Annotated in this window: 22 protein-coding genes; 1 reads left to right on the top strand and 21 read right to left on the bottom strand. The window is 54.3% G+C overall.

The annotated features are described in order from the left end of the window. Window positions 1-59 precede the first annotated feature (59 nt). The 7 genes from WG219_07125 to WG219_07095 all read right to left on the bottom strand — a co-directional run bounded on the left by WG219_07125 (window position 60) and on the right by WG219_07095 (window position 6,073). Entirely contained in the window at window positions 60-1,007 is a 948-nt protein-coding gene (locus tag WG219_07125; GenBank protein ID WXL27215.1) for a DUF368 domain-containing protein, read from the bottom strand. Between the two features lie 22 nt (window positions 1,008-1,029). Continuing rightward, window positions 1,030-1,665, bottom strand: coding sequence for a protein-L-isoaspartate(D-aspartate) O-methyltransferase (locus WG219_07120; protein WXL27963.1), 636 nt, complete (start codon window positions 1,663-1,665; stop codon window positions 1,030-1,032). A gap of 41 nt (window positions 1,666-1,706) precedes the next feature. Continuing rightward, entirely contained in the window at window positions 1,707-2,456 is a 750-nt protein-coding gene (surE, locus tag WG219_07115; GenBank protein ID WXL27214.1) for a 5'/3'-nucleotidase SurE, read from the bottom strand. Then, window positions 2,444-3,502 (bottom strand): tRNA pseudouridine(13) synthase TruD, encoded by a 1,059-nt coding sequence (gene truD / locus WG219_07110; GenBank protein ID WXL27213.1) that lies wholly within the window; start codon window positions 3,500-3,502, stop codon window positions 2,444-2,446. The genes surE and truD overlap by 13 nt, the downstream gene beginning before the upstream one ends. Continuing rightward, window positions 3,499-3,972: a 2-C-methyl-D-erythritol 2,4-cyclodiphosphate synthase gene (ispF, locus tag WG219_07105; protein ID WXL27212.1), complete on the bottom strand. Its 474-nt coding sequence runs from the start codon at window positions 3,970-3,972 to the stop codon at window positions 3,499-3,501. The genes truD and ispF overlap by 4 nt, the downstream gene beginning before the upstream one ends. A gap of 86 nt (window positions 3,973-4,058) precedes the next feature. Next, window positions 4,059-4,904: an S-formylglutathione hydrolase gene (fghA, locus tag WG219_07100; protein WXL27211.1), complete on the bottom strand. Its 846-nt coding sequence runs from the start codon at window positions 4,902-4,904 to the stop codon at window positions 4,059-4,061. Between the two features lie 56 nt (window positions 4,905-4,960). Further along, on the bottom strand, window positions 4,961-6,073 hold the full coding sequence (locus tag WG219_07095; GenBank protein WXL27210.1) for an S-(hydroxymethyl)glutathione dehydrogenase/class III alcohol dehydrogenase: 1,113 nt from the start codon (window positions 6,071-6,073) through the stop codon (window positions 4,961-4,963). A 125-nt stretch (window positions 6,074-6,198) separates the two neighbouring features. On the opposite strand from WG219_07095, the gene WG219_07090 reads away from it, so the two are divergent. Next, window positions 6,199-7,089 (top strand): LysR substrate-binding domain-containing protein, encoded by an 891-nt coding sequence (locus WG219_07090; GenBank protein WXL27209.1) that lies wholly within the window; start codon window positions 6,199-6,201, stop codon window positions 7,087-7,089. On the opposite strand, the gene ispD is transcribed toward WG219_07090, so the two are convergent. The 14 genes from ispD to WG219_07020 all read right to left on the bottom strand — a co-directional run bounded on the left by ispD (window position 7,090) and on the right by WG219_07020 (window position 22,887). Continuing rightward, entirely contained in the window at window positions 7,090-7,803 is a 714-nt protein-coding gene (ispD, locus tag WG219_07085) for a 2-C-methyl-D-erythritol 4-phosphate cytidylyltransferase (GenBank protein WXL27208.1), read from the bottom strand. It abuts the gene before it with no gap. Beyond that, on the bottom strand, window positions 7,800-8,081 hold the full coding sequence (ftsB, locus tag WG219_07080) for a cell division protein FtsB (GenBank protein WXL27207.1): 282 nt from the start codon (window positions 8,079-8,081) through the stop codon (window positions 7,800-7,802). Before ftsB ends, ispD begins: the two co-directional genes overlap by 4 nt. A 126-nt stretch (window positions 8,082-8,207) precedes the next feature. Beyond that, window positions 8,208-9,497 (bottom strand): phosphopyruvate hydratase, encoded by a 1,290-nt coding sequence (gene eno / locus WG219_07075; GenBank protein WXL27206.1) that lies wholly within the window; start codon window positions 9,495-9,497, stop codon window positions 8,208-8,210. A 115-nt stretch (window positions 9,498-9,612) separates the two neighbouring features. Then, window positions 9,613-10,458: a 3-deoxy-8-phosphooctulonate synthase gene (kdsA, locus tag WG219_07070; protein ID WXL27205.1), complete on the bottom strand. Its 846-nt coding sequence runs from the start codon at window positions 10,456-10,458 to the stop codon at window positions 9,613-9,615. 3 nt (window positions 10,459-10,461) lie between these two features. After that, window positions 10,462-12,093 (bottom strand): CTP synthase, encoded by a 1,632-nt coding sequence (locus WG219_07065; GenBank protein ID WXL27204.1) that lies wholly within the window; start codon window positions 12,091-12,093, stop codon window positions 10,462-10,464. A 163-nt stretch (window positions 12,094-12,256) separates the two neighbouring features. After that, window positions 12,257-13,570, bottom strand: coding sequence for a tRNA lysidine(34) synthetase TilS (gene tilS, locus WG219_07060; GenBank protein ID WXL27203.1), 1,314 nt, complete (start codon window positions 13,568-13,570; stop codon window positions 12,257-12,259). Beyond that, window positions 13,571-14,521, bottom strand: coding sequence for an acetyl-CoA carboxylase carboxyl transferase subunit alpha (accA, locus tag WG219_07055; GenBank protein ID WXL27202.1), 951 nt, complete (start codon window positions 14,519-14,521; stop codon window positions 13,571-13,573). A 171-nt stretch (window positions 14,522-14,692) separates the two neighbouring features. Next, window positions 14,693-18,214 carry a DNA polymerase III subunit alpha gene (gene dnaE / locus WG219_07050; protein WXL27201.1) on the bottom strand — a complete coding sequence of 1,174 codons (3,522 nt, stop codon included), beginning with the start codon at window positions 18,212-18,214 and terminating at the stop codon, window positions 14,693-14,695. A 111-nt stretch (window positions 18,215-18,325) separates the two neighbouring features. After that, complete coding sequence (gene rnhB, locus WG219_07045) at window positions 18,326-18,922, bottom strand: ribonuclease HII (GenBank protein ID WXL27200.1); 597 nt, start codon at window positions 18,920-18,922, stop codon at window positions 18,326-18,328. Then, the gene (lpxB, locus tag WG219_07040) at window positions 18,922-20,055 is read right to left on the bottom strand and encodes a lipid-A-disaccharide synthase (GenBank protein WXL27199.1); all 1,134 of its coding nucleotides are present in this window, start codon (window positions 20,053-20,055) and stop codon (window positions 18,922-18,924) included. Before lpxB ends, rnhB begins: the two co-directional genes overlap by 1 nt. Window positions 20,056-20,058: 3 nt before the next feature. Beyond that, complete coding sequence (lpxA, locus tag WG219_07035; GenBank protein WXL27198.1) at window positions 20,059-20,835, bottom strand: acyl-ACP--UDP-N-acetylglucosamine O-acyltransferase; 777 nt, start codon at window positions 20,833-20,835, stop codon at window positions 20,059-20,061. After that, window positions 20,832-21,272, bottom strand: coding sequence for a 3-hydroxyacyl-ACP dehydratase FabZ (gene fabZ, locus WG219_07030; GenBank protein WXL27197.1), 441 nt, complete (start codon window positions 21,270-21,272; stop codon window positions 20,832-20,834). Before fabZ ends, lpxA begins: the two co-directional genes overlap by 4 nt. A gap of 50 nt (window positions 21,273-21,322) precedes the next feature. Then, window positions 21,323-22,384 (bottom strand): UDP-3-O-(3-hydroxymyristoyl)glucosamine N-acyltransferase, encoded by a 1,062-nt coding sequence (lpxD, locus tag WG219_07025; protein ID WXL27962.1) that lies wholly within the window; start codon window positions 22,382-22,384, stop codon window positions 21,323-21,325. Further along, on the bottom strand, window positions 22,384-22,887 hold the full coding sequence (locus tag WG219_07020) for an OmpH family outer membrane protein (protein WXL27196.1): 504 nt from the start codon (window positions 22,885-22,887) through the stop codon (window positions 22,384-22,386). The genes lpxD and WG219_07020 overlap by 1 nt, the downstream gene beginning before the upstream one ends. Window positions 22,888-22,929 lie beyond the last annotated feature (42 nt).

The following is a 22,929-nucleotide window of genomic DNA, read 5'->3' as shown; positions in this document are numbered from 1 at the left end:
GCCTCCGTACAAGAAGCACAACCACTTTCGTACAGAGCCTAGAGCTTAGTGCAATCGTGCTAGACAACAGAGCCTGAGGATGCAGATTCTCGACTTGTACGCTTGCCCAACCACTCTACCCCCAATACTAGAACTACCGCCGCAACAGCAAGAGCTATAGCAGCCAGTACATGAGGCTCCTGACCAACTAAATTATTGAACTGATGTGGCAGAAGGTTTTCCTGCAACAAGGGATAAGACTCGCCATGACTGTTGGTTTGCCAGGTAAGCGTTTGTTTCCAAGGCCACACTTTGCCCAATGAACCGAGTATCAGGCCGGCAAGAGTGGCTAAGGTCATATCCCGGACATGGTGCAGCAACCAGCTCAATAGCCGCGAGAACGTCATCAGCCCAAGCACACAACCGGCGCTAAAGGTAGCCAGAACAAAGAAGTCTAGATTCTTTAAAGCTCCCAATACGACAGGGTATAGCCCCATCAATACGAGAATAAAGCTGCCTGAAATCCCTGGAAGAATCATGGCACTGATCGCAATAGCTCCGGCTATAAACAAAATCAGCGGTGTCGCTTCCAGTTGCAAAGGTGCAGCCAGGGTAATCCAGATGGCCAGTGCCATACCTGCTACAAAGCCGATCAAGCGCCCCACATTCCACAGTACAACTTCGCGCCCAACCAGATACACAGACACCAAAACGAGGCCAAAAAAGAACGACCACAGTAAAACCGGCTGCTCCAGCATCAGATAACTGATCAGCCGTGCCAGCGTAAACACACTGGTCAGCACGCCCAGTAGAACAATAAGCAGGAATGTGGCATCACAAGCGCGCCAAGCCTCGGTAATACGACCGCGTAAAAACAAGCCAATGGCTCTTGGTGATGCAGAGAAAGAAGCCAGTAACTTATCGTAGATCCCTGTGATTAAGGCGACAGTACCACCAGAAAATCCGGGCACGACATCAACCGCCCCCATAGCCAGTCCCTTGAGGTACAGCAGTAACGAATCTTTCACAACACGTCCCAAATAATGTGTTTTAAGCGAGTTGACCGTTAATCAACGGTACAAAGCGGACTGCATCCAGCACCTGGCGAGTGAATCCGCTCTCCTCTCTGACAATCAACACAAGCTCCTGCACATCGCCTGCCCCGACCGGAATAACAAGACGACCACCTGGAGCCAGTTGATCAAGCAAGGCTTGTGGTACGTTGGAAGCTGCCGCCGTGACAATGATGCCGTTGTAAGGCCCCAATGCATTCCAACCTTCCCAACCGTCCCCCCAGCGGAACACCACATTGCGCAGGTTGAGCTGCGCCAAACGCTCCTTGGCCTTATCCTGCAAAGTCTGGATACGCTCGACGGTGAAGACCCGCTCAACCAACTGAGACAAGATTGCGGTCTGGTAACCAGAACCAGTTCCAATCTCCAGCACTTTGTCCAATGGACCGGCGGCAAGCAATAGCTCACTCATGCGAGCCACCATATAAGGCTGTGAGATGGTCTGGTTGCAGCCAATGGGCAGCGCCGTGTCTTCATATGCACGATGCGCCAGAGCCTCATCTACAAATAGATGACGCGGTGTGCGGCGAATCGTTTCAAGTACGTGAGCGTTACTCAGGCCTTCTTCATACAGGCGCTGAATCAGACGCTCACGGGTACGCTGGGAGGTCATACCGATCCCATGGTGGGTCAGCTCTTCACGCTCACGTCCAATCACAGTAAGTCCTCCACCCATTCCTGCATGGGGCCAAAGCCTTCCTGAAAGGTACGATCCAGTTGTAAGGGGGTAATAGAGACATAGCCTTGCATGACTGCGTGAAAATCCGTTCCTTGTCCGCCATCCTCGGCGTCGCCTGCTACTGAAATCCAGTAGCCCTCTATACCACGTGGATTGACCACTTTCACCGGTGCGGCTGCGCGCGCACGATGCCCAAGGCGGGTTAGCCTTATGCCGCGAATATGATCGAGTGGCAAATTAGGGATATTGACGTTAAGCACGGTACGCGGAGGCAGATCGAGTTTTTCCTGAGCCTCTATCAATTTACGCGCTACATAAGCAGCAGTCGGCAAATTATCCGGCTGACGCGAAAGCAGTGAAAAAGCAAAAGCCGGCCTCGACAGGAATCGACCCTCCAGGGCGGCCCCGACCGTACCTGAATAGAGCACATCATCTCCAAGATTGGCCCCTAGGTTAATACCGGACACAACCAGGTCAGCAACCTCAGGCAATAATCCGTTTAGTCCCAAGTGCACACAATCCGTCGGGGTGCCGTTAATACTGATAAAACCATTAGGCAAAGTGGTCGGATGCAGGGGGCGGTCCAGCGTCAATGCGCTGCTTACACCGCTTCTGTCCTGATCAGGAGCAATGACAGTGCAGCTCGCATAATCAGCCAGCGCGTCATACAACGCAGCCAGACCTGGAGCAGCCACACCATCATCATTAGAAATCAGAATACGCATGTGTTTTCCGTCTGCCCTGCAGGCAAAAGATCAACAAGCTCGCGCACTACGACAGTGGCGAAGCATCCAGCCGGCAGGACGAATTCCAGTTGCAGAATGTCAGACTCGGGATAATGCCACGAGAGACCGCTAATGGGGAGGCGCAGGATACGACGTTCGTGTGTCATACCTGCGTCAGCCAGCCACGCAACAAGATTGGGCTCCTGCTGTGCCAATACCTGTTCAAGTGCCTGCTCAATACCGCCTGCTCCGGAAATCCCTGCTCCCCAAAGCGGCCCAGTGGGATGGAGGTCCAGCTGTTCAAGGCGAGGATCAGAGCATTGAGGCTCATCTGCCAAAAAGAAACTGCGGCTATCGGTAAACGCCAGAAGGTCTCCCGGCAGAGCCCTATTCCAAGTCCCTTCTTGTACTCGCTCAGCTAAGATCTTGTTAAACAGGTAACTGCGCACAGCAGAAAGCAGCCTGGAGCGCACGTTACGCTTTTCCGGTAGTTTCTTTTCGTCAGCAAAATGCCGGGCATGGGCAATATTGCCACCCTCGAAACCGAATCGCTGCAACCCGAAATAGTTCGGCACGCCCTGTACCGCAATTTGACGAAGGCGTTGTTCTAGCGCTTCACGATCTGCGACCAACTGAGTAAGGCGAAGGGTAAAACCATTGGCAGAATGAGCACCACGCTGCAATTTTCGAGTGTGGCGCTGTTGTTTGAGGATGCGCAGGCAGCCATTTTCTGCGGCACTTAGATCAGGATCGGACTTACCTGGTAAGTGCAGGCTGAACCACTGCCTGGTCAGGGCTTGGCGGTCTTTAAGACCGGCATAGCTAATTAAGCGCAATGGAACACCAGCAGCCTTGGCGATACGTTTAGCAGCATCCTCGGTGTTCAGCTCGCGCTTTTCCACCCACAGCCAAAGATGCTCACCCTCGCCCGCCAGCGGAATATCCAATACCTCATCGACCTGAAAGTCTTCAGCAACAGCCTTGAGTACCGCAGTACCGCATGGTCCCTGAAATGCGCGGGGGCCGAGCAGTTGAAGTTCATTCATCGCTTCACCAACAACGCGACTGCATGGACTGCAATACCTTCTTCACGGCCAGTGAAGCCCAGCTTTTCCGTGGTAGTCGCCTTGACGTTGACCTGATCAAGTTCAACCTGCAGGTCTTCAGCAATCAGTTGGCGCATGCTCTCGATATGCGGCGCCATCTTCGGCGCCTGAGCGATGATAGTGGCATCGACATTACCCACCTGCCAGCCGCGGTCAATCAACAGCGATACGACGTGACGCAGCAAGACACGGCTATCGGCGCCTTTATAAGCGGCATCCGTATCCGGGAAATGCTTGCCGATATCACCTAATGCAGCGGCTCCGAGCAACGCATCTGAGAGCGCATGCAAAAGCACATCGCCATCTGAATGCGCAAGCAGACCAAACTTGTGGGGAATCTGTACGCCACCCAGGGTAATAAAACTTCCCTCGGTGAAGCGATGAACGTCGTAACCGTGGCCAATACGCATAAAAAACTACGCCCTGAAAAAGTCAGGGCGTAATTCTACATGCTCACACCGCCTTACTGGCGAAACCGTGCGTATTACTTGTCGGTTTAAGCCTTCAGAGCACTGGCATGATGGCGCAAGTGGTCATCAATAAAGCTGGCAATAAAGTAATAGCTGTGGTCATAGCCTGGCTGCATCCGCAGAGTCAGTGGGTGACCAGCGGCCTGCGCCGCAGCCTTTAGTGCATCGGGCTTAAGCTGACCGTCTAGGAAGTCATCCCTGTCGCCCTGATCAACCAGAAGCGGAAGTTTCTCTCTGGCCTCTGCAATCAGTGCACAAGCATCCCATTCACGCCAGCGTGAGCGGTCTTCACCCAAGTAATTAGTGAACGCCTTTTCACCCCACGGACAGTTGATCGGGTTACTAATCGGTGCGAAGGCCGAAACTGACAGATAACGTCCCGGATTACGCAGCGCACAGATCAAAGCCCCATGACCGCCCATTGAGTGGCCACTGATGCCTCGTTTGTCCGATACCGGAAAATTAGCCTCAATCAGCGCGGGTAACTCCTGCACCACATAGTCATACATGCGGTAGTGGCGCGCCCAAGGCTCCTGGGTCGCATTCACATAAAAGCCCGCCCCCAAACCGAAGTCCCAAGCTTTTTCAGGATCGTCAGGCACGTCATCACCACGCGGACTGGTGTCAGGCGCTACGATGATCAACCCCAGCTCAGCTGCAAGTTTGTGCGCACCCGCCTTCTGCATGAAGTTTTCGTCCGTGCAGGTCAAACCACTCAACCAGTACAGCACGGGTAGTTTTTCGCCCTGCTCGGCCTGTGGTGGCAAATACACCGCAAAGACCATGTCGCACCCCAGCACAGATGAGCGATGACGGTAGCGCTTGTGCCAGCCACCTGCGCTCTTCTGGCAGGACATGTTTTCAAGTGTCATAACAGCCCCTCAGCATCACGGATAGTGGCCGCCAAGGCGACCACTATCCGGACTGATCAGTAGTGGATAACGGTGCGGATGCTCTTGCCTTCGTGCATCAGGTCGAAGGCCTTGTTGATGTCGTCCAGCCCCATAGTGTGGGTAATAAAGGTATCCAGCGGGATTTCACCTTTCTGCGCCTTTTCCACATAGCTTGGAAGTTCGGTGCGCCCCTTTACGCCACCAAATGCTGAACCACGCCATACACGACCAGTCACCAGCTGGAACGGACGCGTGCTGATCTCGGCCCCAGCCTCAGCAACACCAATAATGACTGACTCACCCCAACCCTTGTGCGCACACTCAAGGGCAGCCCGCATCAGCTGCACGTTACCCACACATTCAAAGCTGTAATCCACACCACCGTCGGTCATCTCAACAATGACTTCCTGAATCGGCTTGGCGAAATCCTTAGGGTTGACGAAATCAGTTGCCCCCAACTCACGGGCGACCTCGAATTTAGCTGGATTGATATCGATGGCGATGATGCGCGAGGCTTTGGCCATCTTGGCGCCGATGATCGCCGCCAAGCCGATTCCGCCCAGACCGAAAATGGCAACCGTGGCGCCCTCTTCGACTTTGGCCGTGTTCAGTACTGCGCCGATCCCAGTAGTCACACCACAACCGAGCAGACAGACCTTCTCCAGCGGTGCTTCTTTAGGAATCACAGCCAGAGACACCTCAGGCAGAACGGTGTACTCGGAGAACGTCGAGCAGCCCATGTAGTGATAAATCGGCTGACCGTTGTAGCTGAAACGGCTGGTTCCGTCAGGCATCAGCCCCTTACCCTGGGTCGCTCGCACAGAGCTGCACAGGTTGGTCTTACCGGACTTACAGAACTTGCACTCACGGCACTCAGCGGTATACAGCGGAATAACGTGATCGCCGACTTTAACCGAGGTAACACCCTCGCCAACAGCCTCAACGATGCCGCCACCCTCGTGACCCAAAATAGACGGGAACACACCCTCCGAGTCAGCACCGGACAGGGTATAGGCATCCGTATGGCAAACGCCGGTGGCAACGATACGCACCAGCACTTCACCCGCTTTCGGCGGAGCTACGTCGACTTCAACGATTTTCAGTGGCTCATTAGGGGCAAATGCTACAGCGGCACGGGACTTGATCATGTCGTCTCTCTTATCAGGTTAGAACACTGGCTCGAAGTGTAGATCAATGCCACAGATAAATAATTGAGCAAAAAACAAAACATTCTTGCTATATAGGGATAATCAACTTTATCAGAGCACTATCCATGAGCCGCTGGGAAGGTATTGACGAATTTGTGGCTGTAGCAGAATGCGGCCAGTTCACCGCTGCCGCTGAACGACTTGGCCTGTCCTCGTCACAAGTCAGCCGGCAAATCGCCCGACTCGAAGAACGTCTGCAAACCCGCCTGTTTTATCGCAGTACACGGCGCGTAGCCCTAACAGAAGCTGGAACCACGTTTCTGCAACACTGTCAGCGCCTGCAAGACGGCCGCGAAGAAGCCTTACGCGCCATGGGCGACCTCAGCAGTGAACCTAAAGGGTTGCTGCGCATGACCTGCGCAGTCGCCTATGGCGAACGCTTTATCGTTCCGCTGGTCACCGACTTCATGATTCAACATTCGCAGCTGCGGGTAGAAATAGAGCTAAGCAACCGCCCCCTCGATTTGCTCCACGAGGGGCTCGACCTCGCCATTCGCTTGGGTCGCTTGCAGGATTCACGCTTGGTCGCCAGCCGCCTTGCTCCGAGACAGATGTATCTGTGTGCAGCGCCTACTTACCTAGAGCGCTACGGCCGACCGCATAGCCTTTCAGAGTTAGCACGACACAATTGCCTAATCGGCAGTTCCGATCTGTGGAACTTTCAAGCCAACGGAAGCGACGCCAGCTTGCGCGTTAAAGGTAACTGGCGCTGCAACAGTGGCCAAGCTGTACTTGAGGCTGCGCTACGCGGCTTGGGCTTGTGTCAGTTACCGGACTATTACGTTTTAGAGCACTTGCGCAGTGGCGCGCTTGTATCCTTACTGGAAAGTCAGCAACCACCTGATACCGCAGTATGGGCGCTGTATCCACAGCAACGACACCTGTCCCCCAAAGTTCGGCAGTTAGTGGACTATCTCAAAATGGGGCTGGCAGAACGCAACGAATACCGCACCTGATCAGGTGCGCTGTTGCCAAAGACGATTCAAGGTGAGTAAGTCTTCAGGTCGAGTGACTTTGATATTGTCCGAGCGACCTTCAATCAATCTCGGCGACTTGCCGCTCCACTCGACTGCAGATGCCTCATCCGTCACCGCCACACCAGCGATCAGCGCCTCGGCCATGGCCCGCTGCAGCTCACCGACACGGAACATTTGAGGAGTGAAGGCCTGCCAAATTGTTGAGCGATCAACCGTACCCTGAACTCGCCCATCAGCACCTGCTCGTTTGAGCGTATCCCGCGCAGGTACTGCAAGCAGGCCACCTACAGGATCATCAGCCAACTCGCTCAGCAGTAAATCAAGGTCTTCACGAGCCAAATTGGGACGTGCCGCATCATGCACCAGCACCCAATCATGATCGCGGGCGCCAAGCTCTGTCAGTTTGAGCAAACCACTAAGCACCGAATCGGCACGTTCAGCACCGCCTTCAGCACGGGATATGCGCTCATCAGCCGCACATGGAAGGCCTGGCCAATAAGGGTCATGTTCAGCCAAGCTAACAACAATCCCACGCAATTGCGGGTGACTGAGAAAGCAATCCAGGGTGTGCTCAATGATGGTTTTCTCGGCCAGATGCAAATACTGCTTGGGCCGGTCAGCACGCATGCGACTGCCAATTCCGGCAGCAGGGATAAGAGCCCAGAAAAAGGGAGCGTGTTCGGAGTGGGTCATTCGGCCAACTGATAAAGGGTTTCACCTTCTTTGAGCATGCCTAGCTCGTGACGAGCACGCTCTTCGACGGTTTCCATACCGCTTTTAAGCTCCATCACCTCAGCCTCAAGAATACGGTTTCGCTCTTGCAACTGTTGGTTTTCACCTTGCTGATCAAGAATCTGCTGTTTGAGCTCGCGCACTTGGGCAAGGCTGCCATCACCCACCCACAGGCGATACTGCAGGCCAGCCAGCAAAGCCAGTAGCACGACAAACACCCAGAATGATTGATTACGCATAGATGAAACAGTTTCCAGAAAAACAAGGGGCGACTAAAGCCGCCCCTCTTTTACCATGCCTTGGTCCACGAAAAAACGAGTACCGCGAAACAAAGCGATAGTCAGTACAAGTTACCGCTGCCTAGATCAGCCACGGAACTCAGCACGCCCCTTATACGGAGCCTTGCCAGCCAGTTGCTCTTCAATACGCAGCAGTTGGTTGTACTTGGAGACGCGATCAGAACGGCACAGCGAGCCAGTCTTGATCTGGCCAGCAGCAGTACCGACAGCCAAGTCAGCAATGGTGCTGTCTTCAGTTTCACCGCTGCGGTGAGAGATCACTGCAGTGAAGCCAGCGGCTTTTGCCATCTGAATAGCTTCCAGAGTCTCTGTCAGCGAACCGATCTGGTTGAATTTGATCAGAATTGAGTTGCCGATCTTCTCTTCAATGCCACGCTTGAGGATCTTAGTGTTGGTTACGAACAGATCGTCACCAACCAGTTGAACCTTCTCGCCGATCTTGTCAGTCAGGACTTTCCAGCCAGCCCAGTCCGACTCATCCATGCCGTCTTCGATGGAGATGATCGGATAACGCTGGGTCAGGCCAGCCAGGTAATCAGCAAAACCTTCAGCACTGAATACTTTCCCTTCGCCAGCCAGATCATACTGACCATCCTTGAAGAACTCGCTCGAAGCGCAGTCCAGCGCCAGAGTAACGTCGTCACCCAGTTTGTAACCGGCGTTAGCAACAGCCTCAGCAATAGCGGCCAAAGCGTCTTCGTTGGAAGACAGGTTTGGTGCAAAACCACCTTCATCGCCCACGGCAGTGTTCAGGCCGCGAGCCTTCAGAACGGCTTTAAGGTGGTGGAAGATTTCAGCGCCCATACGCAGAGCATCAGCAAAGTTCTTGGCGCCAACCGGCTGCACCATGAACTCCTGAATATCGACGTTGTTATCGGCGTGCTCACCGCCGTTGATGATGTTCATCATCGGAACCGGCATGGAATAAACACCCGGAGTGCCGTTCAGGTCAGCAATGTGTGCGTACAAAGGGACGCCCTTGGCCTGTGCAGCAGCTTTGGCAGCAGCCAGAGATACAGCCAGAATGGCGTTAGCGCCCAGAGAGGCCTTATTCTCGGTACCGTCCAGTTCAATCATCGCGCGGTCCAGCGCTTGCTGATCGATGGCATCTTTGCCCAGCAACAGATCGCGAATCGGACCATTGATGTTTGCTACAGCCTTCAGAACACCTTTACCCAGGTAACGGCTCTTGTCGCCATCACGCAGCTCCAGTGCTTCACGGGAACCGGTAGATGCACCGGACGGCGCACAAGCGCTACCGATGATGCCGCCTTCGAGGATTACGTCGGCTTCCACAGTCGGGTTACCACGGGAATCCAGAACCTCGCGGCCCTTGATGTCGACGATTTTTGCCATTGCGTGTAGCACTCCAAAATATTGAGGAAGGGTAATAGCTGCACCTCTAGTGCTTACTGCCTGCTCTGCGACACTAAAGCAGAAGCCTTAAAGGTGCGAGATCGAACCAGCCTGATCAGGCTGTTTCGATGGGTGCAAAACTCTTGATCAAATCATCCAGTTGCTTGAGCTGAGTTAAGAACGGCTCAAGCTTGTCCAAGCGCAAGGCGCACGGCCCATCGCATTTGGCGTTGTCAGGATCCGGGTGGGCTTCAAGGAACAGACCTGCCAAACCCTGGCTCATGCCAGCTTTAGCCAGGTCTGTGACCTGAGCACGGCGACCACCAGCTGAATCAGCACGACCACCCGGCATTTGCAGTGCATGGGTCACATCGAAGAAAACCGGGTAGTTAGTCTGCTTCATGATGCCAAAGCCCAGCATATCTACAACTAAGTTGTTGTAGCCAAAAGACGAGCCGCGCTCACACAGGATCAATTGATCGTTACCGGCCTCTTCGCACTTCGTCAGGATATGTTTCATTTCCTGAGGTGCGAGGAACTGTGCCTTCTTAATGTTGATTACGGCACCAGTTTTAGCCATCGCCACCACCAGATCAGTCTGACGGGACAGGAAAGCAGGCAACTGGATAATGTCGCACACATCAGCCACAGGCTGCGCCTGATAAGGCTCGTGCACATCAGTGATCACAGGAACGGCGAAGGTCTTTTTGATTTCCTCGAAAACCTTCATCCCCTCTTCCAGACCTGGGCCGCGGAACGAGTTGATCGAAGAGCGGTTAGCCTTGTCGAAACTCGCTTTAAACACGTAGGGAATGCCGAGCTTTTCGGTCACACGCACGTATTCTTCACAGGCTCTCATTGCCAAGTCACGGGACTCAATAACATTGATCCCACCGAACAGGACAAAAGGTTTGTCGTTGGCAATCTCAATGTTGCCGACCCTGATGATCTTCTGCGCCATAAATCAGGCTTTCCTTGCTTGCTGGGCCAGTGCTGCATTGACGAAACCACTGAACAGCGGGTGGCCGTCACGTGGAGTCGAAGTGAACTCAGGGTGGAACTGGCACGCCACGAACCACGGATGGTCCGGAGCTTCAACCACTTCAACCAGAGCACCATCGCTGGACCGGCCGGTGATCTTCAGACCTGCAGCAGTCAACTGCGGCAGCAGGTTGTTATTCACCTCATAGCGGTGGCGGTGACGTTCTACGATTACGTCCTTGCCATAACAGGCATGAACCTGCGAGCCAGCTTCAAGCTGACACTCCTGCCCGCCCAAACGCATGGTGCCACCCAGATCAGAGGCATCTGTACGCTGTTCAGTTGCGCCACTCGCATCCTGCCACTCAGTAATCAGACCAACGACCGGATGCTGGCTTGCAGCATCGAACTCAGTGGAGTTGGCATCCTTCCAGCCCAGCACGTTGCGGGCATATTCGATAACAGCGACCTGCATACCCAGGCAAATACCCAAGTAAGGAATTTTGTTCTCGCGAGCGTATTGAACAGTCTTGATCTTGCCCTCGACGCCACGAAGACCGAAACCACCCGGAACAAGAATGGCATCAACGCCTTCCAGTATGTCAGTACCTTTGTTTTCGATGTCTTCAGAATCGATGTAACGCAGGTTCACTTTGGTGCGATTCTGGATGCCAGCATGACTCATCGCCTCAATCAGCGACTTGTATGCATCCAACAGCTCCATGTACTTACCGACCATGGCGATAGTGACTTCTTTTTCAGGGTTGAGCTTGGCATCAACCACTCGATCCCACTCTGAGAGGTCAGCGCTGCCACACTCCAGAGCGAAACGCTCAACAACGAAGTCATCCAGCCCCTGAGCATGCAGAACGCCCGGAATCTTGTAGATGGTATCGACGTCTTCAAGCGAGATCACTGCGCGCTCTTCAACGTTGGTGAACAACGCAATCTTGCGACGCGAAGCTACATCAATCGGGTGATCAGAACGGCAGATCAGCACATCTGGCTGCAAACCGATGGAACGCAGCTCCTTAACGGAATGCTGAGTCGGCTTGGTCTTGGTTTCGCCAGCAGTGGCGATGTACGGAACCAGAGTCAGGTGCATCAGCATGGCACGCTTAGCGCCCACTTCTACACGCAGTTGGCGAATCGCCTCGAGGAACGGCTGCGACTCGATGTCCCCCACGGTACCGCCAATTTCAACCATGGCAACATCAGCACCAGCGGCGCCTTTGATGATGCGACGCTTGATCTCGTCAGTGATGTGCGGAATAACCTGGATGGTTGCTCCCAGATAATCACCACGGCGCTCACGGCGCAGTACGTCTTCGTACACGCGACCGGTGGTGAAGTTGTTGTTCTGGGTCATGGTGGTGCGGATAAACCGCTCATAGTGGCCCAGATCAAGGTCGGTCTCAGCGCCGTCGTGGGTGACAAACACCTCACCGTGCTGGAACGGGCTCATCGTGCCCGGGTCGACGTTAATGTAGGGGTCCAGTTTGAGCATGGTGACCTTCAGGCCCCGCGCCTCCAGGATAGCCGCCAAAGATGCCGAGGCAATGCCTTTCCCCAATGAAGAAACAACACCACCTGTGACGAATATGTAGCGCGTCATGAAAAACCCTAGAAGTCTGCGTTTAGGCGGTCTACGCCGCCGGAGAAAGCGAAGGAAAACTGAAGCCACCCATTGCATTCAGCAATGAGCTAGCCGTGCCGACTCCAGAGGAGACGACAAAAGCTGTAGTAAGACGGGAGCGTAGTCTACCCTAAAGGCCTTATCAGCTCAAACCTTGATCACTCGTCGGAGGAATCCAGCGAATTACGCAGCTCTGCGCACTGCTGGAGCGCAGCTCAGGCCTGTTGGCAAGCGCTACAACCGTCCCATTTTTGCGCAATAGCGGCAAACGGTCACGTACGAACACGGGCAAGCGCCACTCATTGAGCAGTCGCTTCAAATCGCGATGGCCGCGCCCAAGGACATGCATGGCCTCGCCCGCCTGTCGGTAACCGACAGTCCAGTTACCGTCCCCTAGCTCTCCCTCAACAACAACCTGCCCATTACCTGGCAGATCGAGCACTTGAGCAGAGGAAACAGACCACTCCTGCCTTTTTACCGCCTTCAACCAATCGCCACCCAGCCACCAGATGCAATCATGACTGCGCCGCACTTCACCAGAATCAAGACGCCACAGCGGCGATGCATCTGGCCCAGCATCGCGCACAGCCTCCCAACCTGCCCAATGCCCGGCATCAGGCATTCGGGTCAGTGGGCGCAGCCAATAGCGCAAGGCATTACGCTGTCGCGATTCACTCAATCCGCGCAATGCAGGCAATGAAAGCGCCGGGACCGTCAACCAGGGGAACACGCTCGTTGCCTGGGCGGCGTGGAGATCCGCCACAGCAAGCTCATCCAACAACTCTCCAGCCTCGGTCAAGAACCCAGCAGCCCTTGCCATGTTACTTGCAGCAAGTGGCCAGCGCTGCTCTAGCATGGGCATTACCTGCTGTCGCAAGTAATTACGGGCATAACGTTGATCAGCATTAGAGGGATCCTCCACCCAGCACAATCCCTCTCGCTGCGCATAAGCCAAAAGCTCAGCACGGGGGACATCCAACAATGGCCTTAGCAGATAGCCCTGCCCTAAAGGTCGATGTGGCCTCATAGCAGACAAGCCCCGCACGCCCGCACCGCGCAAAAGGCGGAAAAGCAACGTCTCAGCCTGATCATCACGGTGCTGGGCCGTTAGCAACAACTCGTTATGAGCAAGGGTCTCGGCGAACGCCCGATAACGGGCGTCACGCGCGGCCTGCTCGATACTCGCCTGCTGCTTAACTTGTACATAGACCACATCCAAGGACACGCCCAACGCTTCGCACACAGCGCGACAATGAGCCGGCCACGCGTCAGCGGCAGCCTGTAGACCGTGATGAATATGAATGGCAGAAATGGGAGGAAGCCGCTCGCCTTGCGCAAGCGTTGCCAGCAGGTGTAGCAACACCGTGGAATCAAGCCCGCCGGAAAACGCTACCCGCCAGGCTGAAGCTGCGCGCCAGGGAGCCAGATGCTCCAGCAACCTGGCACGCAAGATCATTTAGGCAATGCCGTAGCTCATCAGGCGCTCATAACGACGCTTCAGCAGCGTGTCAGTATCGAGCGCCTTGAGGGTTTTCAACTGTTCCAACAAAGCCTGGCGAATCGACTCTGCTGCAGCTGCCGGGTTGCTATGGGCGCCACCCAGCGGCTCATTGATCACCTGATCAACGATACCCAGACCTTTCAGACGCTCAGCAGTGATACCCATGGCCTCGGCGGCGTCCGGCGCTTTCTCAGCCGTCTTCCACAGGATCGAAGCACAACCTTCCGGCGAGATAACCGAATAGGTGGAGTATTGCAGCATGTTCAACTGATCACACACACCGATGGCCAGGGCACCACCAGAACCACCCTCTCCGATTACAGTGGCGATGATCGGGGTTTTCAAGCGAGCCATTACGCGCAGGTTCCAGGCAATTGCCTCACTCTGGTTGCGCTCCTCTGCATCAATACCCGGATATGCGCCCGGTGTATCAATGAAGGTAATGATCGGCATCTTGAAGCGCTCAGCCATTTCCATCAGGCGGCACGCTTTGCGATATCCCTCAGGACGCGGCATACCGAAGTTACGGCGAACCTTTTCGCGAATTTCACGGCCTTTCTGGTGACCAATAACCATCACCGGCTGACCATCAAGACGGGCCACACCACCCACGATGGCTGCGTCGTCCGAGAAGTGGCGATCACCATGCAGCTCATCGAACTCGGTGAACACGTGCTGAAGATAGTCCAGCGTGTAAGGACGGCGCGGATGGCGCGCCAATTGCGCAATCTGCCAGCTGCTGAGATTGCCAAAAATGCTGGCCGTCAGAGATTGACTCTTGTCTTGCAGGCGGGCGATTTCATCGCTGATGTTCAACGAGTTGTCGTTACCAACCAGGCGAAGCTCTTCGATCTTGGCTTGCAGGTCGGCGATCGGCTGTTCGAAATCGAGATAATTCGGGTTCATATTCATCCGTCTTGCGTCGACGGCCGAGTGGCCGGGGAGCTGTATCCGTAATAGCGCTCTACCTTATAGCAGCAAGCGCACTCTGGTCGACACCCGGTTCTGCACGAAATTTTTCAGTGCAGAACAACTCGGATGCCAATTCCGCAGGGCGAGGCTTTCGCCCATCATTTTCTAGCGGTAGTGCAGAAAGACGTTGTCGCGGCCGAACTGGTCACGCAATGCTTGAATCAGAGTGTCAGCTGGCTCGATTTGCCACTGCTCACCGAACTGCAACAGCGCTTTCGCATCATCACGCGTGTAATCAACACTGATTGGGCAAGCCCCCTTATGCCGCTTGCATAAATCCTCCAGCCAGCGCAGACGATCGCCTTGCAGGTCGGCTGAGGAAACCTTGAGGCGCAGGCTTTCTGCCAATCCTGTACGGGCCTCCTCCAAGCTCATCACCCGCTTGGCCCGCAGGCGCATACCGCCGGAGAAGTCGTCATTACTGACCTCCCCTTCAACCACCACCAGCGCATCCGTCTGCAACAGTGCCTGGGCATTGTTAAAGGCTTCAGAAAACAATGATGCCTCAATCCGCCCTGATCGATCATCCAGGGTGATGAAGCCCATCTTGTCACCCTTTTTGTTCTTCATCACCCGCAGGTTGATAACCAGACCGGCCACAGTCTGTGTTTCACGTGACGGCTTGAGATCAATAATCCTCTGCCGGGCAAAACGACGAACTTCGCCTTCGTACTCATCAATCGGGTGCCCCGTTAGGTAGAGACCCAGCGTATCTTTCTCACCTTTAAGACGCTCTTTAAGCGTCCACTCACGGGCATTACGGTGGTTAGCGTACACATCCGCCTCAGCGTCCGCGAACACCCCACCGAACAGATCCATATGGCCGCTGTCATGGCTGCGGGCGGTCTGCTCTGCTGCTTGAATAGCTTCCTCCATCGCAGCCTGTAAAACAGCCCGATTGCGATCGATATTGGCCTGATACGCTTTGGGCTCATCGTAAAAATGTGGTCCAAGGCGATCCAATGCACCTGCGCGGATCAGTGCTTCAAGGGTGCGCTTGTTAATTCGCTTAAGGTCTACGCGGTCACAGAAATCGAACAGCGTTTTGAACGGCCCACCCGCATTGCGGCATTCCGTAATGGCCTCAACCGGCCCCTCGCCAACTCCTTTAATCGCGCCCAAGCCATATACGATCTGGCCGTCATCATCCACGGTAAAACGAAATTCTGAGTTATTGACGTCCGGCGCCACGATGCGCAGCTTCATGCTGCGACACTCTTCAATCAGCGTCACAACCTTGTCGGTGTTCTGCATATCCGCAGTCAGCACCGCAGCCATGAATGGTGCGGGGAAGTGCGTTTTCAACCAGGCCGTCTGATACGAAACCAGACCATATGCAGCTGAGTGCGACTTGTTGAAGCCGTAGCCAGCAAACTTCTCTACCAGGTCAAAGATGTTTCCCGCGAGGTCCGCATCAATATTGTTCTTGGCGCAACCTTCAATGAAGCCGCCGCGCTGCTTGGCCATTTCCTCGGGCTTTTTCTTACCCATGGCCCGGCGCAGCATGTCCGCACCGCCCAGGGTATAACCAGCCATGACCTGCGCGATCTGCATCACCTGCTCCTGATACAGGATGATGCCGTAAGTCGGCTTCAGTACAGGCTCCAGTCCGGCGTACTGGTAGTCCGGATGTGGGTAGGACAACTCAGCGCGACCATGCTTACGGTTGATAAAGTCGTCCACCATGCCTGATTGCAGTGGGCCGGGACGGAACAGCGCCACCAGAGCGATCATGTCCTCTAGGCAGTCAGGCTTGAGCTTCTTGATCAACTCCTTCATGCCACGGGATTCAAGCTGGAACACCGCTGTGGTTTCAGCCTTTTGCAGCATGGCGTAGGTGGCTTTGTCATCCAGCGGAATGAAATCAATATTCACCGGTTCCAGGCCTTTCTTGGCCTGCTCGCGGTTAATGATTTCCATCGCCCACTTGATGATGGTAAGCGTGCGCAGACCAAGGAAGTCGAACTTCACCAAGCCCGCAGCCTCTACGTCATCCTTATCAAACTGGGTTACGAGGCCACCGCCCTCTTCATCGCAGGCAATGGGGGCAAAGTCTGTCAGTTTGGTGGGCGCGATAACGACACCACCGGCGTGCTTACCGGTGCCACGGGTAATACCCTCCAGCTTGAGGGCCATGTCCCATATTTCAGCCGCCTCTTCATCATTCTTGAGGAAGTCGCGCAGGGGCTCTTCCATCTCGAAGGCTTTTTCCAGCGTCATGCCGACTTCAAATGGAATCATCTTCGACAGGCGGTCAGCCAGGCCATAAGACTTGCCTTGTACCCGTGCCACGTCGCGGACAACAGCCTTAGCCGCCATACTGCCGAAGGTGATGATCTGACTTACAGCATTACGCCCGTACGCCTCGGCTACATAATCAATCACCCGATCGCGACCCTCCATGCAGAAGTCGACGTCGAAGTCGGGCATGGAAATACGTTCTGGGTTGAGGAAGCGTTCGAACAGCAGGTCATAAGCCAACGGATCAAGGTCGGTAATTTTAAGCACGTACGCTACAAGGGAGCCCGCACCCGAACCACGACCAGGCCCTACCGGCACACCGTTATTCTTGGCCCACTTAATGAAGTCCATAACGATCAGGAAGTAGCCGGGGAACCCCATCTGGATGATGATATCCAGTTCGAAGTTAAGTCGATCGACATACACCTGGCGCTTGGATTCGTAGTCAGGCGTGTCTTTCGGCAACAGAACCGCCAAACGCTCTTCCAGCCCCTCGAATGAAGCATGGCGCAGATAATCATCAATACCCATGCCATTTGGCGTGGGGAAGTCGGGCAGAAAGTATTTGCCTAACTGAACTTCGATATTGCAGCGTTTGGCAATTTCAACAGTGTTTTCCAACGCTTCTGGCAGGTCGCTGAACAGCTCCGCCATTTCCGCAGGAGATTTGAGGTACTGCTGATCGGAGTATGTACGCGGGCGCCGGGGATCATCCAACGTACGCCCCTCACCAATACAAACGCGTGTTTCGTGGGCCTCGAAATCGTCTTGCTTGAGGAAACGCACATCGTTGGTCGCAACCAGAGGTGCGCCACAGCGATCAGCCAGCGCTACTGCAAGGTGCAAATATTCTTCGTCATTTACTCGATTGGTTCGCTGCAGTTCGAGGTAGAAGCGATCTGGGAATACCGACATCCACTCTTCAAGCAGAGTCTGGGCAACTGCCTCCTCACCATTGAGCAGTGCTTGACCTACCTCCCCTTCCTTCGCCCCAGACAGCGCGATTAGCCCTTCAGCGGCCTCTTTGACCCAGTCCCGCTGGATAATGACCAAATCGTTACTTTGCCCTTCGGTCCAGCCACGGGAAACCAGTTCTGTAAGATTGCGATAGCCCTTGGCGTTCATGGCCAGCAAGGTCATGCGACTCAGCGGGCCATCCTCTTCGGCACTCGCCAGCCAAATGTCTGCACCGCAAATTGGCTTGATGCCTCCCCCCATGGCGGTTTTGTAGAACTTAACCAATGAGCACATGTTGCTCATATCAGTAACCGCAACCGCCGGCATTCCAGCAGCAGCGACTGATTTGACCAATGGTTTAACCCGCACCAATCCATCTACAAGGGAAAACTCAGTATGCAGACGCAGGTGGACGAATGAAGGAGTCATGGCAGCCCTAAATAAAGCAGGAGAAACGACAAAGGAGGGATTGTACAGCCAAGCGGCAGGCACGCTACAAGCGTAAGTTCAGACCTGCCATTTAGGCAAAAGTTGACCCATTCAGTCTTGCAGCAGCGCCTTGACTGGCCCGAACGAGCGGCGGTGAATCGGCGTTGGCCCCAGTCGCCGCAGCGCCTCTAGGTGCACCGGGGTTGGGTATCCCTTATGCCCGGCGATGCCGTAACCTGGATACTGCTGATCCAACACCAGCATCTCCCGGTCGCGGCTGACTTTAGCCAAGATTGAAGCAGCTGCAATAGCCGGAACTTGACTGTCGCCTTTAACCACAGCAGCACTCGGTACATTGAGTTTAGGGCAGCGATTACCGTCGATTAGTGCGAGCTCTGGCTTAACGCTCAACCCTTCAACGGCTCTCTGCATTGCCAACATGGTCGCCTGGAGGATATTGAGCTGATCAATTTCCTCGATTTCAGCACGGGCGATGCACCACGCCAATGCCTTTTCCTTAATCTCGTCAAAGAGCTTTTCGCGACGAGCTTCGGTGAGCTTCTTTGAGTCATTCAAGCCAATGATCGGCCGCGCGGGATCCAGAATCACAGCAGCAGTCACAACAGCACCACAAAGCGGGCCACGTCCCACTTCATCGACACCTGCTACCAATTCTTGGACGAGCGAAAAATCCATACCCAGCTGCATCAGTTACTCCCCACCAGTTGCAACACAGCATCAGCCGCCTGCCTGGACGCGTCACGGCGCAGCGCCCGGTGAATCTCATCAAACCCTTCAGTCTGAATCTCACCACCATCAATAAGCGGGGACAACGACTCAGCAAGGGCATCAGGCGTTGCCGCATCCTGGATCATCTCGGGCACCAACAAACGCTGAGCCAGTAGGTTGGGTAACGATATATATGCACTGGTGACCAGCCGTTTGAGGATCCGGTAGGTCATTGGCGCGACTTTATAGGCCACCACCATTGGACGCTTATAGAGCAGCGCTTCTAGGGTCGCAGTACCTGAAGCAATCAGCACTGCATCACATGCAGCGAGTGCTTCATGGGAGCGCCCATCGAGCAGCGTAAGCGGTAGATTACGCCCGGACAGCATCTGCTCAAGCTGAGCGCGGCGCTCAGGACTGGCACAAGGCAGCACAAACTGAATACCTGGGCGCATCGCTTGTAAGCGCTCAGCCGAATCAAGAAACAGACTACCGAGTTTGGCCACTTCTCCGCCACGACTACCCGGCATCAAAGCCACGACAGGAGCATCGGCAGGCAAGTTGAGCGCTAAGCGAGCGGCAGCACGATCGGACTCCAAGGCAATGGTGTCTGCCAGTGGATGCCCTACAAAGCGCACAGGGACTTGATGCTCTTCATAGAACCGGGCTTCAAACGGAAACAGGGTCAGCATCAAGTCGCAGGCTTCGCGAATCTTCAACACACGCTTTTGCCGCCACGCCCAGACGGACGGGCTCACATAATGCACGGTCTTGATCCCAGCCTGACGCAGTTTCAGTTCAACACCAAGGTTGAAGTCGGGAGCGTCAATTCCGATGAAGACATCCGGTTTCTCATCAATCAACGTACGGATCAGACGCTTACGGCGCGACAGTAGCTCAGGCAATCGCCCCAGCACCTCAACCAGCCCCATTACGGCCAGACGTTCCATCGGGAAGTAGGAAGTTAGGCCTTGGGCCGCCATCAGCGGACCACCGACGCCAATAAACTTGACATTGGGGTGACGGGCCTTCAGCGCCTGCATCAGGCCAGCACCGAGAATATCACCAGAGGCCTCACCCGCGACCAGTGCGACCGTCAATAATTCAGTCATGACTTAGCGGGTAATGCCGCGTTTGGATGCTAGGATCGAGTCACGGAAGATCGCAACCTCCGGGAAGGTAGCGGCAGACTCATCCAGCTCAGACATAGCCTGCTCAACGGTCAAACCCTGGCGGTAGACGGTCTTGTATGCCCTGCGCAGTGCAGTAATAGTTTCAGCGCTGAAACCACGGCGGCGCATGCCTTCAAAGTTCATACTGCGAGCTTCAGCCGGATTACCAAATACCGTAACAAAAGCAGGCACATCCTTACCGATCGCAGTCCCCATACCAGAGAAACTGTGGGCACCAATATGACAGAACTGATGCACCAAGGTGTAACCCGACAGAATCGCCCAGTCATCAACCCACACATGCCCGGCCAACGCTGTATTGTTAACCAGAATGCAGTGGTTACCGATCACACTATCATGCCCAATGTGAGCATACGCCATGATCAGGTTGTGGTTGCCGATTGTCGTTTCACTACGATCCTGAACCGTGCCACGGTGAATCGTCACCCCTTCACGGATGACGTTATCGTCACCAATGACCAATCGGGTAGGTTCGCCACGGTACTTAAGGTCTGGCGTATCTTCCCCAATACTGGAGAACTGATAGATACGGTTATTCTTACCAATCTTCGTAGGGCCTTTAACCACTACATGAGAGGCAATGACCGTACCCTCGGCAATTTCCACATCGGCCCCAATAATTGACCAAGGACCAACAACAACGTTGTCAGCCAACTTGGCACTTGGGTCGATAATGGCGCGAGGGTCAATCAAACTCATAGTTTGCGTTCCGCACAGATGATTTCAGCCGAGCAGACTTCCTTGCCGTCCACTAGGGCCGTGCATTCAAACTTCCAGATACTACGCTTATTACTCAGGTATTTAGCCTGCAGTGTCAACTGATCACCGGGGACAACTGGCTGACGAAAACGCAACTTATCTGAACCCACAAAGTAATACAGCGTGCCATCACTTGGCTTGGAATCCATCATTTTAAAGCCCAGGATGCCAGCAGCCTGAGCCATCGCCTCAATGATCAATACACCAGGCATGATCGGATGTTCAGGAAAGTGCCCGTTGAAAAAAGGCTCATTGATACTGACATTCTTGTAGGCACGAATCCACTTACCTTCAATATCCAGCTCTGCCACGCGATCCACCAGAAGGAACGGATAACGGTGAGGCAAGTATTCGCGAATCTGATTGATGTCCATCATGTGCTGAGAAGCCTGTCAGAGAAAATAAACAAACCGGTTTTATAACCGGTTCAGGCATCAGATGACGTGCCGCCGGCTGAGGTCACGGCCTCAAGCTGTTTTTCCAAAAGTTGGAGACGACGTGCCATATCGTCCAACTGGCGAATTCGGGCTGCACTTTTACGCCACTCGGAAGCGGGCTGCATTGCCGTCCCTGATGAGTAGGAGCCAGGTTCGGTTATGTTGCGCGTCACCATGGTCATACCTGTCACAAAAACGTTATCGCAAACCTCAATGTGACCCACCATGCCAACACCGCCGGCAATCATGCAATTCTTGCCAATTTTGGTGCTACCAGAAATACCACAACAGCCAGCCATGGCCGTGTTATCACCAATCTGGACGTTGTGAGCAATCATGATCTGATTGTCCAATTTGACGCCATTACCGATCAGTGTATCGGACAACGCACCACGGTCGACCGTAGTGTTAGCCCCTATCTCCACGTCATCACCGATAGTGACACCACCGATCTGGGCAATTTTCTGCCATGTGCCCTTCTCGTTGGCAAAGCCGAAGCCCTCTCCACCGATGACAGCACCGGATTGAATAACAACGCGCTTGCCAATACACACATCGTGATAGAGCGTCACACGAGGAGCCAACCAGCCCCCCTCTCCAATGACTGAGCGGGCACCTACAAAGCACTGAGCGCCAATCGTTACATTAGCCGCAACTCGCGCCCCTGCCTCAATCACTGCATGGGCACCGATACTGGCGGTAGGGTCGATTTGAGCATCTGCAGCGACAACTGCTGTTGGATGCACACCTAGAACGGGCAGAGGCTTACGGTCAAAGAGATGCGACAGCTCGGCATAAGCCAGATAAGGATTGGCAACGATCAGTGCATTACCTGAAAAACCCTGTGCATCGGCTTCAGTAAGTAGAACAGCACCTGCACCGGTCGTAGAGAGATATTTGCGGTATTGGGCGTTAGCAAGAAAACTCAAGTGGTCCGGCCCTGCATCCTGCAAAGTAGCAAGACCACAAACCTCTTTATCTGCTGGGCCACATAACGTGGCCCCAAGACGCTCGGCGAGTTCACCGAGACGAAAAACTATAGAAGTCATAATCAACGCAGTTTGTTCATGGCCTCGATAACCTGGCGAGTAATGTCGTACTGAGGCTTGACATCAACTACAGCACCACGCTCGAGAACCAGATCATAGTTACCACGCTTGATCACATCTTCGACGGCCTTATCCAAGTTTGGCTTCAGCTTTTTCAGCATCTCGCGATCAGCTACAGCTTTGGACTCATTCAATTCTTTCGACTGGAACTGAAAGTCACGGGCTTTCTGCTTAAACTCAAGCTCCAGACGCTCACGCTCGGCAGTTTGCATCTTCTCGCCATCTTTAACGAGGCGGTCCTGGATACGCTTGGCATCACTTTCCAGGGTTTTCAGACGATTCAACTGAGGACCGAACTTCTTCTCTGCATCAACGGCATAACGCTTAGCCGCGTCAGATTCGAGCAGAGCCATTTGATAGTTCAAAACCGCAACTTTCATTTCGGCAAAAGCGGGGGTTGCAAACATCACAACACTTAACACAACCAGTTGGGTCAACTTACGCACGCTGCAACTCCTGAGAAACTGTTGGTATTCAAAAAAGTGACG

The organism is Pseudomonas mendocina, from assembly GCA_037482215.1.
Lineage (GTDB): Bacteria > Pseudomonadota > Gammaproteobacteria > Pseudomonadales > Pseudomonadaceae > Aquipseudomonas > Aquipseudomonas mendocina_E.
The sequence above is the reverse complement of the archived record's forward strand: the minus strand, read 5'-3'. Positions and strand labels throughout refer to the sequence as shown.

Excerpts from the sequence above, each read along its gene's own strand:
- WG219_07095 (WXL27210.1), bottom strand. The coding sequence starts at position 6,073 with ATGATCAAGTCCCGTGCCGCTGTAGCATTTGCCCCTAATGAGCCACTG.
- rnhB (WXL27200.1), bottom strand. The coding sequence starts at position 18,922 with ATGCAGCTGGGTATGGATTTTTCGCTCGTCCAAGAATTGGTAGCAGGT.
- tilS (WXL27203.1), bottom strand. The coding sequence starts at position 13,570 with ATGATCTTGCGTGCCAGGTTGCTGGAGCATCTGGCTCCCTGGCGCGCA.
- ispD (WXL27208.1), bottom strand. The coding sequence starts at position 7,803 with ATGACCCACTCCGAACACGCTCCCTTTTTCTGGGCTCTTATCCCTGCT.
- surE (WXL27214.1), bottom strand. The coding sequence starts at position 2,456 with ATGCGTATTCTGATTTCTAATGATGATGGTGTGGCTGCTCCAGGTCTG.
- WG219_07065 (WXL27204.1), bottom strand. The coding sequence starts at position 12,093 with ATGACGCGCTACATATTCGTCACAGGTGGTGTTGTTTCTTCATTGGGG.
- truD (WXL27213.1), bottom strand. The coding sequence starts at position 3,502 with ATGAATGAACTTCAACTGCTCGGCCCCCGCGCATTTCAGGGACCATGC.
- ftsB (WXL27207.1), bottom strand. The coding sequence starts at position 8,081 with ATGCGTAATCAATCATTCTGGGTGTTTGTCGTGCTACTGGCTTTGCTG.
- lpxB (WXL27199.1), bottom strand. The coding sequence starts at position 20,055 with ATGACTGAATTATTGACGGTCGCACTGGTCGCGGGTGAGGCCTCTGGT.
- ispF (WXL27212.1), bottom strand. The coding sequence starts at position 3,972 with ATGCGTATTGGCCACGGTTACGACGTTCATCGCTTCACCGAGGGAAGT.
- fghA (WXL27211.1), bottom strand. The coding sequence starts at position 4,904 with ATGACACTTGAAAACATGTCCTGCCAGAAGAGCGCAGGTGGCTGGCAC.
- eno (WXL27206.1), bottom strand. The coding sequence starts at position 9,497 with ATGGCAAAAATCGTCGACATCAAGGGCCGCGAGGTTCTGGATTCCCGT.
- fabZ (WXL27197.1), bottom strand. The coding sequence starts at position 21,272 with ATGATGGACATCAATCAGATTCGCGAATACTTGCCTCACCGTTATCCG.
- kdsA (WXL27205.1), bottom strand. The coding sequence starts at position 10,458 with ATGGCGCAGAAGATCATCAGGGTCGGCAACATTGAGATTGCCAACGAC.
- WG219_07120 (WXL27963.1), bottom strand. The coding sequence starts at position 1,665 with ATGACCTCCCAGCGTACCCGTGAGCGTCTGATTCAGCGCCTGTATGAA.
- lpxA (WXL27198.1), bottom strand. The coding sequence starts at position 20,835 with ATGAGTTTGATTGACCCTCGCGCCATTATCGACCCAAGTGCCAAGTTG.
- dnaE (WXL27201.1), bottom strand. The coding sequence starts at position 18,214 with ATGACTCCTTCATTCGTCCACCTGCGTCTGCATACTGAGTTTTCCCTT.
- WG219_07090 (WXL27209.1), top strand. The coding sequence starts at position 6,199 with ATGAGCCGCTGGGAAGGTATTGACGAATTTGTGGCTGTAGCAGAATGC.
- accA (WXL27202.1), bottom strand. The coding sequence starts at position 14,521 with ATGAACCCGAATTATCTCGATTTCGAACAGCCGATCGCCGACCTGCAA.